This is a genomic window from Peteryoungia wuzhouensis (assembly GCF_003205195.1).
GTDB classification, from domain to species: Bacteria; Pseudomonadota; Alphaproteobacteria; order Rhizobiales; family Rhizobiaceae; genus Allorhizobium; species Allorhizobium wuzhouense.
Window position 1 is genome coordinate 13,038 of sequence record NZ_QJRY01000008.1, and the last position, 11,970, is coordinate 25,007.

Annotated in this window: 10 protein-coding genes; 6 read left to right on the forward strand and 4 right to left on the reverse strand. The window is 61.2% G+C overall.

From position 1 onward, the window contains the following. Positions 1-457 precede the first annotated feature (457 nt). Positions 458-3,337 (forward strand): Rne/Rng family ribonuclease, encoded by a 2,880-nt coding sequence (locus tag DMY87_RS19440; protein ID WP_110793304.1) that lies wholly within the window; start codon positions 458-460, stop codon positions 3,335-3,337. Positions 3,338-3,455: 118 nt separating this feature from the next. Here the strand turns inward: DMY87_RS19440 and DMY87_RS19445 are convergent, their stop codons facing one another. After that, positions 3,456-4,013, reverse strand: a complete 558-nt coding sequence (locus DMY87_RS19445) for a GNAT family N-acetyltransferase (RefSeq protein ID WP_110793305.1) — start codon at positions 4,011-4,013, stop codon at positions 3,456-3,458. 121 nt (positions 4,014-4,134) lie between these two features. Further along, entirely contained in the window at positions 4,135-5,292 is a 1,158-nt protein-coding gene (locus DMY87_RS19450) for a pyridoxal phosphate-dependent aminotransferase (RefSeq protein ID WP_110793306.1), read from the reverse strand. A gap of 188 nt (positions 5,293-5,480) precedes the next feature. On the opposite strand from DMY87_RS19450, the gene DMY87_RS19455 reads away from it, so the two are divergent. The 5 genes from DMY87_RS19455 (at position 5,481) to aat (ending at position 9,303) form a co-directional block, all read left to right on the forward strand. Further along, entirely contained in the window at positions 5,481-6,242 is a 762-nt protein-coding gene (locus tag DMY87_RS19455) for a DsbA family protein (protein WP_110793307.1), read from the forward strand. Between the two features lie 138 nt (positions 6,243-6,380). Further along, a complete protein-coding gene (gene aroQ, locus DMY87_RS19460) occupies positions 6,381-6,821 on the forward strand; it encodes a type II 3-dehydroquinate dehydratase (protein WP_110793308.1) in 441 nt (146 codons plus the stop codon). Between the two features lie 22 nt (positions 6,822-6,843). Beyond that, positions 6,844-7,326, forward strand: coding sequence for an acetyl-CoA carboxylase biotin carboxyl carrier protein (accB, locus tag DMY87_RS19465; protein ID WP_110793309.1), 483 nt, complete (start codon positions 6,844-6,846; stop codon positions 7,324-7,326). A gap of 5 nt (positions 7,327-7,331) precedes the next feature. After that, a complete protein-coding gene (gene accC / locus DMY87_RS19470; protein ID WP_110793310.1) occupies positions 7,332-8,681 on the forward strand; it encodes an acetyl-CoA carboxylase biotin carboxylase subunit in 1,350 nt (449 codons plus the stop codon). Positions 8,682-8,688: 7 nt separating this feature from the next. Beyond that, positions 8,689-9,303 carry a leucyl/phenylalanyl-tRNA--protein transferase gene (gene aat / locus DMY87_RS19475; RefSeq protein ID WP_110793311.1) on the forward strand — a complete coding sequence of 205 codons (615 nt, stop codon included), beginning with the start codon at positions 8,689-8,691 and terminating at the stop codon, positions 9,301-9,303. A 178-nt stretch (positions 9,304-9,481) separates the two neighbouring features. Here aat and DMY87_RS19480 read toward each other — a convergent pair whose 3' ends face one another. Beyond that, positions 9,482-10,048: a hypothetical protein gene (locus DMY87_RS19480; protein ID WP_133253044.1), complete on the reverse strand. Its 567-nt coding sequence runs from the start codon at positions 10,046-10,048 to the stop codon at positions 9,482-9,484. Positions 10,049-10,340: 292 nt separating this feature from the next. After that, positions 10,341-11,825 (reverse strand): phospholipase D-like domain-containing protein, encoded by a 1,485-nt coding sequence (locus DMY87_RS19490; RefSeq protein WP_110793313.1) that lies wholly within the window; start codon positions 11,823-11,825, stop codon positions 10,341-10,343. Between the last annotated feature and the right edge of the window lie 145 nt (positions 11,826-11,970).

Sequence of the window (11,970 nt, forward strand, 5' to 3'; positions counted from 1 at the left end):
GACGGAGAAAACATACAAGGCAAGAGAGGGATAAAAGTGCAAACGGGATAGAGTTTCCGCCACGGCTGCCAACCTCAGACCTTTGGATTTGGCGCCTGTTTAGCCGGAATACTCATCTGCCGTCTCGGCACTTTTGCCTGAAACTGGTTCAACATGCCGGCATGGCCGGCCCATCAACGGTGGCTCTCCACCAACGCTCTTCACCGAGCATTCATCGGATCCCGAGGGGTCCATATCATTGTCGTTGACGTACGGTTTTTGATGTCTTTGCAACAGGTTCACATGACCACGAACGGACCGGGATCTGAAGATTTCCCGAGGACCGTCCGGATGTTGCAAACCCGGTCCTCCGTGCGTCCACATCTATATCCGGCGCACAGTCCGCTAGGTTCCAGCCGCTTCTTTGTACAGCGCGCGGGTGGACCACCGACCGAGGGCGCCGAGGAGCACAGCTTAAATGGCAGACAAAATGCTGATCGACGCGTCTCACGAGGAAGAGACGCGCGTTGTCGTTGTTCGCGGTAACCGTATTGAAGAATTCGACTTCGAGTCCCAACATAAGAAGCAAATTCGAGGCAATATCTACCTTGCGAAGGTAACGAGGGTCGAGCCCTCGCTGCAGGCAGCCTTCGTCGATTACGGCGGCAACCGCCACGGCTTCCTGGCTTTCGCCGAAATCCATCCCGACTACTACCAGATCCCCCTCGCCGACCGTCAGGCGCTGCTTCGTGCCGAAGCCGAAGAGCACCGCAAGGAAAATGACGTCGAAGGCGACGAAGTCTTCAACGATCCCGCCCAGCAGGACCAGCCCGACATCGGCATCGTTGCCCAGGCTGCTGCCGCTTCCGAAGAAAACGAGACGGCTGCAGAGCCGGAGGCCCTTGCCGAAGCTGTCGAAGCCGAAGCCGAAGTGGTCGCTGTCTCCGAAGAAGAGGTTGCGCCGAAGGCCAAGCCGAAGCGGGTTCGCAAGCCGCGCGCCAAGAAGGTTGCTGCCGAAGAAGCTGCCTCCGAGGAGGCCTCTGACGACGATGCATCCGGTGGCACGATCGCTGCCATGGTCGACATGGACGAAATTTCCGAAGATGCCGGCGGTCGCCGTGGTCGCAATGACGACGACGACGATGATGACGATGGCCACATCGAGGAAAAGGAAGAAATCGAATCCGTTGGCGCCGAAGACGCCATGGAAGAGGTTCCGGACCGCGTCCAGCGCAAGCCGCGCAAGCAGTATCGCATCCAGGAAGTGATCAAGCGCCGGCAGATCCTGCTGGTGCAGGTCGCCAAGGAAGAGCGCGGCAACAAGGGTGCTGCTCTCACCACCTATCTGTCGCTTGCCGGCCGTTACTCGGTTCTGATGCCGAACACGGCACGTGGCGGCGGCATTTCCCGCAAGATCACCCAGCCGACCGACCGCAAGCGCCTGAAGGAAATCGCCCGCGGGCTGGAAGTGCCGCAGGGCATGGGCGTGATCCTGCGCACCGCCGGTGCGAACCGCACCAAGGTCGAGATCAAGCGCGACTTCGAATATCTGATGCGCCTGTGGGAGAACGTCCGCACGCTGACGCTCGCCTCGACGGCGCCGTGCCTCGTCTATGAAGAAGGTTCGCTGATCAAGCGCTCGATCCGCGACCTCTACAACAAGGACATTTCCGAGATCATCGTCTCGGGCGAAGAAGGCTATCGTGAAGCGAAAGACTTCATGAAGATGCTGATGCCGAGCCATGCCAAGGTGGTTCAGCCCTATCGCGACCTGCATCCGATCTTTGCGCGCTCGGGCATCGAAGCCCAGCTCGACAAGATGCTGCAGCCGCAGGTGACGCTGAAGTCCGGTGGTTACATCATCATCAACCAGACGGAAGCGCTTGTTTCGATCGACGTCAACTCCGGTCGCTCGACGCGCGAATATTCGATCGAGGACACAGCCCTCCAGACAAACCTGGAGGCCGCTGAAGAAGTGGCTCGTCAGCTGCGTCTGCGCGACCTTGCCGGCCTGATCGTGATCGACTTCATCGACATGGAAGAGAAGCGCAACAACCGCGCCGTCGAGAAGAAGCTGAAGGATTGCCTGAAGAACGACCGCGCCCGCATTCAGGTCGGCCGCATCTCGCATTTCGGCCTGCTCGAAATGTCGCGTCAGCGCATCCGCGCCTCGGTGCTGGAATCGACGACGCAGGTCTGCCCGCATTGCGCCGGTACAGGCCTCATCCGCTCGCAGTCGTCCGTTGCCCTGCATGTCCTGCGCGGCATTGAGGAATTCCTGCTGAAGAGCACCACGCACGACATCATCGTGCACACCACGCCGGAGACGGCGCTCTACCTCTTGAACCAGAAGCGCGACACCATCGTCGACTACGAAGGCCGCTTTGGCGTCTCGATCGTCATCGACGGCGGCATGCCGGCCCAGCATGGTGGCTCGCAGCACTTCACCATCGAGCGCGGTGAAGCCGTCGAGAACCCGGTGAAGATCGAAAGCCTGCTGTCGCTGCTGCCCGAGATCGAAGAAGAGGACGATTACGTTCCGGAGCCCGAGGACGAGGATGAAGAGGACGAAGTCATCGTCGCTTCGGAACCTGCCGCGCGCGCGCCGTCTGCTGCCGCTGCCTCCAGCGACGAACAGGGCAATCGCAAGCGCAAGCGTCGTCGTCGCCGCCGTGGCAAGAACGGCCAGAACGGCAATGGCGACGGTCATGCATCCGGCGACAATGGCAGTGATGCCGATGACGAGGATGGTGACGAGGGCGAAGACGATATCGCCGAAACCAATGGCGAGGCGCGCGTCGATGCCGACGGCGACACGATTGGTGAGGATGGCCAGAAGCGCAAGCGTCGCCGTCGCGGCAAACGCGGTGGTCGTCGCAACCGTCCGGGCGAAGAAGGCTCGATCGAGGGCAATGGCGAGGAAGGCGACGACAACGACGCGAACGGCGATGACGAAACCGCCGAAGAGGCCGCTCACGAACGCGTGGTCGAAGTGACGCCGGTCATGGCTGCGGTCGAGGAAGAGGCGGCTGTCGTTGCAGACGCACCGAAGCCGCGCCGGACCCGCAAAGCCAAGGCCGTTGTCGAGCCGGTCGAAGCCGTGGTTGTTGAAGAAGCCGCCCCGGCCGCGCAGCCTGCACCGGTCGCCGCGCCTGTGGAGGTTGCGGCAGCTGAACCGGCTGCCGAAGCGGTGAAGGACGAAGCAGTCGCTGCAGAAGACAAGCCGGTTCGCGCCAATCGCGAATCGACCGTAACCGTCTCGGAACCGGTGGTCACCTCGGCCAAGTCGGCCGAAGAGACGGCCGATGCCTCCAAGCCCAAGAAGGGCGGATGGTGGCAGAAGCGCGGTTTCTTCTGAGACCCACCTCAACGATCCTAAAACGTCAAAGGCCCTGCTCGCGCAGGGCCTTTTGCATTTCAGCACAGGAGAATTGTCGGCCGGGGCGTCCTATACCCTCGCCTATCAGGATCAGATGTCAGCCGCCCGGACGCAGCCGCGTCATGACCTGGGTGGGCTTGTCCATGAAGGTGGCAAGATGGCTCGGCCGATAGCCGAGTTTTGCCGCCACCCGCATCGAACCCTGGTGCTCGGGATCGAAGATGCAGACGGTCTGCGGATCGGAGAAGTTTCGATCGGCCCAGTCTAGGGCCGCCGTCATCACTTCGGTGGCGATCCCCTTGCCATGAACCGCCGGCGCCAGCACCCAGCCGGCTTCCGGCAGATCACCAAGCGACGGCTCGATCTCTCGCTTGTAGTCGGCAAAGCCAACCTCCCCGATGAAACGGCCGGTGTCGCGGTCCTCGATGGCCCAGTAGCCGAAACCGAGCGCCTGCCAATGGCCGATGTAGCGCAACAGCCGGCTCCAGGTTTCGCTTGCCGTCGACGGTCGTCCGAGGATGTAGCGTGTGACGATGTCGTCGCGCCACATGTCCACCATGGCGTCGAAATCCTCGATCCGGTGGGCGCGCATCCGGGTGCGGGCGGTGAGGATTTCGGGAGCGGTGTTCAGGGGAGAAGAAGATGCCACGGTCATTACATGCTCTGCCTTTCAGTCCTCGGCGCCTTCACAGGATGATTCAAGACCTTGCGAGATTGAGTCGGGAAACGCCGCCAAGCGATTGACGAAGAATCCATTTCGCGAATTGCCGAAATGATTAGGCCAGCCATTTTTCCAGCCGGTTCGTCGCCTCGACCATCTCCTGCATCGTGCCCGCATAGGAGAGACGCAGCGCCAGATGACCCTCGAGCGGATCGAAGTCGCGGCCGGGGGTGACGGCGACATCGGTCTCGGCGAGGATGCGTTTGGCGAAGGCCATGCTGTCATTGGTGAAGCGGCTTGCATCCACATAGGCGTAGAAGGCGCCGTCCATCGGCGAGAGCAGTGGCAATCCGAGTTCGGGCAAGCGCTTGGCGAGGAAATCGCGGTTGGCGCGGCAGGCGGCCTTGTAGCCGTCAAGTTCTTCGGTCGCGCCGAGCGCCGCAAGGGCTGCGATCTGCGAGAGCTCTGGCGCCGAGATGTAGAGGCTCTGGGCGACGCATTCGACCGGGCGGACGAGCTCGTCCGGCAGCACCATCCAGCCGATGCGCCAGCCGGTCATGCAGTAGTATTTCGAGAAGGAGTTGATGATGACGGCCTCGCCGCCGATCTCCAGCGCCGTCGTCTCTTCCGCGCCATAGGTCAGGCCGTGATAGATCTCGTCCGAGATCAGCGTGATCCCCTGCCCCTGACAGTAGTTGTAGACGTCAGTGAGCTGGGCGCGCGTCGTGACGGTGCCGGTCGGGTTCGCCGGGCTTGCCAGCAGCACGCCCTTGAGGCGTATACCGGCTTCCGTCTGCGCACGCTCCAGGCTCTCAGGCGTCAGCGTGTAGCCAGTGTCGGCGCCGACGGCGACTTCGATCACCTTGAGGCCGAGCGCGGCCAGGATGCTGCGATAGGCGGGATAACCGGGTCTCGCGATCGCCACGGCATCACCGACATCGAAGAGCGAGAGGAAAGCGAGATTGAAGCCGGCGGAGGAGCCAGTGGTGACCACGATGCGGCTCCAGTCGACGGCAACGCCGTGGCGGCGTCGATATTCTTCCGCCAGTGCCTGTCTGAGCGCCGTCATACCGAGCGCGTCGGTATAGCCGATGCGACCGCCTTCGAGTGCCGTGCGGGCTGCGGAGAGCGCTGCCTGCGGTGCCGGATGGCCGGGCTGGCCGACGGCCATGGAGATGACCGGGCGGCCTTCGGCCTTGCGGCGGGTGGCCTCGGCCAGGATGTCCATGGCGTGAAAGGGCTCGACGGCACTGCGTTTTGAAATCGAGATCAAGAAATCGGCTCCTGAATGCGGACTGCCAGACATTTGCCGCAAAGCGCGCGGCATCACAATGGAGGCTTGGGACACATCTGGCCAAAAATGCGATTTCCCTTGCCAAGGCTTATCGTTAGGCTAGGCATGCGAGCCGCGCCGGGAACGCCGGCCGATACGCAACGTGCAGAAACGAGGACGAGAACGACATGGGCCTGAATTTCAAGATGATCGCCGCGACCGCCGTGGCTCTCCTGCCGGCCCTGATGCCGCTTCCCGCCTCAGCTCTCGATGATGCGCAGAAGAAGGAAATGGGCGACTTCATCCGGGAATACCTGATGGAGAACCCGGAGATCATGCTGGAGGTGCAGGACGCGCTGCAGCAGAAGCAGGATGCCGCCCGGCTCGAAAAATCGGCGGCTGCCGTCACGACCAACAAGGACACGATTTTCCAATCCAGCCACGACCTTGCCATCGGCAATCCCAAGGGTGACGTCACCGTCGTCGAGTTCTTCGACTACAATTGCGGCTATTGCCGGCGCGCCCATCCCGACATGGAGGCGGTGCTCGAGAAGGACAAGAACATCCGCTACGTGCTGAAGGAATTCCCGATCCTGGGGCCGGACTCGCTCGCCGCCCACAAGGTGTCGGATGCGGTGCGCAAGCTGGCACCTGAGAAATACGGCGACTTCTTCCGCGCCATGATGACATCGGGCGAACGGGCGGACGAGGCGAGCGCGATTGCAATTGCGGCCGGCCTCGGCATGACCGAAGAGGCGATCCGGGCGAAGATGGCAGAGAGCCCGAACGAGCAGTCCGTGCAGGAAACCTATGCGCTGGCCACCAGCCTCGGCATCACCGGTACGCCGTCCTATGTGATCGGCAACGAGATGGTGCCGGGCGCCGTGGGCTCTGCCGCGATCGAGGACAAGGTCGGGAATGTCCGCTCCTGCGGCAAGGCGACCTGCTGATTCCAGACCCCTTCCACCGCCCGTCGACTTAACCTTATCCCCGATTTCCGGGGATGGGCAGGCTCGATCCGGCCTAAGGGCTTTCCCTACAGGGCCTCACGGTCTATAGGAGGCGGTTGAAAGTCGACGGAAGCGTAGATGAGCAAAACCATTTTCGTGCTGAACGGCCCCAATCTCAACATGCTGGGCAAGCGGGAACCGGGGATTTATGGCGGCAAGACGCTCGCCGATATCGAGGCCGATTGCCAAAAAGCAGGCGCAGACCTGGGCCTGACCGTCGATTTCCGCCAGTCGAACCACGAGGGCATGCTCGTCGACTGGCTGCATGAAGCCGGCGAAAAAGCCGCAGGCGTGGCCTTCAATGCCGGCGCCTATACCCACACTTCGGTCGCCCTGCATGACGCCATCCGCGCGATCTCGCCGCTGCCGGTGATCGAGGTGCATATTTCCAACGTGCATGCACGCGAGGAATTCCGCCACAAATCGATGATAGCGCCCGCCGCAAAGGGCGTCATCTGCGGTTTCGGCCCCCATAGCTACATTCTGGCGCTGCAGGCGCTCAAGACCCTCACGCAATAACAAGAATACAGGACATCCATCCATGGCTGACAAGAAGACGGGAATCGACCAGGCGCTGATCCGCGATCTCGCAAATATCCTCAACGACACGGACCTGACCGAGATCGAAGTGGAGCAGGACGATCTGCGCATCCGCGTTTCGCGCAACGGCACCCCTGTCATGATGCCGCAGCAGATGCAGGGCTATGCCTACCAGGCTCCTGCCGCCCCGGCCGCCGCCGCAGCGCCCGCTGCCGCCGCAGCGCCGGCTGCCCCTGCCGGCCGCGACCTCTCCAAGGCCGTGACCGCACCGATGGTCGGCACCGTCTACCTGTCGCCGGCCCCGGGTGCCCGCGCCTTTGTCGAAGTCGGCGCCACGGTCAAGGAAGGTCAGACCATCCTGATCATCGAAGCCATGAAGACCATGAACCAGATCCCCTCGCCCAAGTCCGGCAAGGTCGTTGAAATCATCGTCAACGACGCAAGCCCGGTCGAATACGGCGAGCCCCTCGTGATCATCGAGTAAGCCGGATGACAGCCATCTCGAAGATCCTCATCGCCAACCGAGGCGAAATTGCGCTCCGCGTCCTGCGCGCCTGCAAGGAACTCGGCATTGCGACCGTCGCCGTCCATTCGACTGCCGATGCCGACGCCATGCATGTGCGGCTCGCCGACGAAAGCGTGTGCATCGGCCCGCCGCCGTCGCGCGACAGCTATCTCAACATCCACCAGATCGTCGCTGCCTGCGAGATCACCGGCGCCGACGCCGTGCATCCGGGTTACGGCTTCCTGTCTGAAAATGCCAAGTTCGCCGATATCCTCGACGCCCATGGCATCACCTTCATCGGACCGACGGCGGAACATATCCGCCTGATGGGCGACAAGATCACGGCGAAGAAGACCGCAGTCGAACTCGGCATCCCCGTTGTTCCGGGTTCTGACGGCGAAGTGCTGCCGGAGAATGCCCTGAAGATCGCCCGCGAGATCGGCTTCCCGGTTCTGATCAAGGCGACTGCCGGTGGCGGTGGCCGTGGCATGAAGGTGGCGAAGAACGAGGCTGAGCTCGAAGAAGCCGTGTCGACCGCCCGTTCGGAAGCGCTCGCCGCTTTCGGCAACGACGCCGTCTACATGGAAAAATACTTGGGCAAGCCGCGCCATATCGAGGTGCAGGTGGTCGGCGATGGCGCCGGCAATGCCATCCATCTGGGTGAACGCGACTGCTCTTTGCAGCGCCGCCACCAGAAGGTCTGGGAAGAAGCCAATTCCCCTGCCCTCAATGTCGAGCAGCGCATGAAGATCGGCCAGATCTGCGCTGACGCGATGAAGAAGATGAAGTACCGGGGCGCCGGCACGATCGAATTCCTCTACGAAAACGGCGAGTTCTTCTTCATCGAGATGAACACCCGCCTGCAGGTCGAGCATCCGATCACCGAAGCCATCACCGGCATCGACCTCGTGCATGAGCAGATCCGTGTCGCCTCCGGCGCCGGCCTCTCGGTCACGCAGGACCAGATCGTCTTCTCGGGACACGCCATCGAATGCCGCATCAATGCCGAGGATCCGCGCACCTTCGTGCCGTCGCCCGGCACGATCACGCATTTCCATGCCCCGGGTGGTCTCGGCGTTCGCGTCGACAGTGGCGTCTATGCCGGCTACAAGATCCCGCCTTATTATGACAGCCTGATCGGCAAGCTGATCGTGCATGGACGCACCCGCGTCGAATGCATGATGCGCCTGCGCCGCGTGCTCGACGAATTCGTCGTCGACGGCATCAAGACGACGCTGCCGCTGTTCCAGGATCTCGTGGCCAACCAGGACATCGCCAACGGCGACTACGACATCCACTGGTTGGAACACTATCTGGCCGAAACCTCGGCCTGATACACACATGGCTGGGCGACGCGGCAGGGACCAGGGGATTACACCGGAGCTCCTGCTGCGCGCCTATTCCATCGGGCTTTTCCCGATGTCGGATTCAGCCGACGACCCGGAGCTGTTCTGGGTCGAGCCGGAGATCCGGGGCATCATCCCCCTCGACGAATTCCACGTCTCCGCGAGCCTTGCCAAGGCCATCCGCAAACGCCCCTTCGACATCCGCTTCGACACCGCCTTCGACGCCGTGGTCGACAAATGCGCAGAAGCGGCGCCCGACCGGCCGAGCACCTGGATCAACCAGACCATCCGCGAGCTCTACGGCGCGCTGCACCGCCTCGGCCATGCGCACAGCGTCGAGGCCTTCGAGGGCGAGGAGCTCGTCGGTGGTCTCTATGGGGTATCGCTGGGCTCGGCGTTTTTTGGCGAGAGCATGTTTTCCAGGCGGACCAATGCGTCGAAGATCTGTCTCGTGTATCTCGTCGAGCGCTTGAAGGAGCGCGGGTTTACGCTGCTCGACACGCAGTTTACCACGGAGCATCTGAAGACATTCGGGGCGGTAGATATTCCGAAGGCGGCGTATGGGGTGTTGCTGGAAAAGGCGATGGAGGGGGATACGGTTGGGTTTTGATGGGGGTGGGGGCCGAAGTCACGTGTTCGGCATTTCACTGTCTGTTCCCTACCGCTTACACACTCTCTAACTCACGAGGTCGATTTATCAGGCTGCTGACGGCTGTTCACTCTATCTGGATCTTTTCAACCGTACGCCAAAGAACTTTGGCGTTAAGTCTCGCCCATATCACCGGATCTCAATAACTTTCTACGCTTCCGTCGGAAAACACTGCTTTCGTCACCCGCAGCGTTGCCTTAGCGACGCCAGTCGAAACCGGCCCTTGTAGCTTGTCAAAAGGTTCGTCGGAAATAAACGGATTGTCTTCCCAAAGATAGAAACTATCACTTTCCGCAGTCTTTCCGGGCCCAATTTTGATGTCGAGTTGTGAAGTAATGTTTACTACGAGCGCACCAAAGGCGTCTTGAATTTGAAGCGTATGCTCCACTGCAACAAGCGTTTTTTTGGTGCCGTTCTTAAACGTGGGGTGCAACTCAACGCGACGATTGAAAACCTGACGTTGAAAATCTTTCTCTTGTACGCGTAGCGTCGCTTTTGTCAGCTCGATCGGAGAAGAATTGAGTTTGGCATTTGAACCACCGGACATGGCGGCCGATGTAACTCCCACACTTGAGATTGCGTCAAAACAGGTCAGCCTTTTAAGAGAGTCTGCCTCGGCTTTACACGCGGCAAAGTCCGATGCGAGATCTGCGAATGACGGAAAGGCTGCAGCAGAAATTAAGGCGGTCAATACTATACGGCGCATTTTGTCCCCCATTTTAACGAATGGTTGCAAATAGCCGAACCGGGTGTCAAGGAGATTGGTGAATATCGCGCGTTGCCCGTCTTCGTGTCTTCCAACGAACCGCTGATTTTCGTCTAAGAGGATCTGACGATCATCGCAGCCAGTGCCTCTTTCTGCCGTGCCTTCGAGATCTATCCGGCGTCGGTTGCGCCAGCGCCTCCGTCTGCGCGCGCGGCACGATCTGCCGGTAGATTCCCAATTTGTCCGTGCGACCTTCCGCAGCCGCTTGCCGTCCACCTATCCTGCAAGATGCCTACCGGATGGCCTTACGCCTCCGCGGCCGCTTCAGCCTCCCCCGAAACAGCCCCCTCTTCTCGATCGGCTCGAAAACCGCGTCGGCCCCTTCGGGATCGAGGATCTCGTTGTCGGCAAGCCATTTTTCGATGTCCGATATATCGGGTGTTTCATAGGGTTTGAGGGTCGCACGGCCCGATTCGGCGTTCTTGGCACGCACCATCTCGATTGCGGCAAGCAGCGAGCCGCGCTCTCGGATCGCCTCTTCGACAGCTTTTGGCGTCGTGTCCAGATGCTCCGCCAAGAGGTCGTTTCTGAAGGCTGCGATCCGGAGCGAAACTTGCTCCGAACCGCCCGCCTCCAGGGCCACATCACATTCCCGGTCGAAGCGCATGGATCGGTTGTTCATGTTCGACGATCCGACCCGGAGACAGGTCTCGTCGATGATCATCAGCTTGGCATGCACGTAGATTGGCTGGCCGCTCGCCGTGACCGGGTGATACACTCTGAAACGCCCATGGATGTCGTGCCGGCGGAGCGCCTCGACGAGACGGGCGCGCGCCGTGTCCATGGCGATCTGGCCCAGCCAATTGTCCGAAGCGGTCGGGTTGATCAGAACAAATTCCGGACCATCGGGCTCTGCCAGCCGGCGCGCGATCGCTTGCGCCACCACACGTGACGCGAAGTACTGACTTTCCGCATAGACCGTGTGGCGAGCGGCATTGATCATGTCGATGTAGAGCTGCTCGATCTCCGTGACCAGGTTCTCTTCCTGATAGGCCGGACTGGTGCGCGCGATGGCGAGATCAACCGTCCCGAAGGAAAAGCTGGGCGTGGTGTCCAGCAAGGGTGGGACCGCAGCAACTAGCGGCACCTCCTCGCCCCCTGCCCGTGTCCAGCGATTGCGGCAAAGCTCGCCGAGCGCACGCGCCGCAGGGCCCGTGAACCGGCTGGATATGTCATGCCAGGGGCCATAGGGTGTGCCATTGGGGCGCCGCCTGTCGGGGTCGTCGTCCAGATGCTGCCGCGTGTCCCAGCGATCGAGCGTCACGTCGATGCCGCCGCAATAGGCGACGGCATCATCGATCACGAGCATCTTCTGATGATGTGAGCTGCCGAAGGGATGTTTGCCGTCCAGGCGAACGGAAATCTGTCGGTTCCACTTCCATCGCAGCAGATAAGGCAGGTTCGAAAGCCGCGCCCAACTGGCGAGCGGCGCCGGACTCCACAGCAGGATCCTGATTTCCAGGCCCGGTGTGCGACGCGCGAGCCACAGGAGAAAGTCGCCGACCCCGCGCGGGGCTCCATCATCGACCTTGGGATGGCCAAGCGTGATCGATGCATCGAAATCCCAACCGACAAAGAAGATCGACCGTTTGGCCGCCATCATCGAGGCGCGGATCGAGGAAAAATAGTCATTGGCATCGATGAGAATCGAGAAATCGTCCGCTCTTTCGGTCCGCCAACAGTTCTCGGAAGGCGAGAAAATCGTGGGAAGCGCCATCAAATACTCCAGATACCGGGTCGCCCAAATCGGCCAGCGCAACTGCTGCTTCTCGTCCCGTCTTCACGATCGCCGCTTCGCACCGCCATACAACGCGGAGAGGCGTCTTACGGCACAAGAAAAATTCGAAAGGCGCGAATTATTC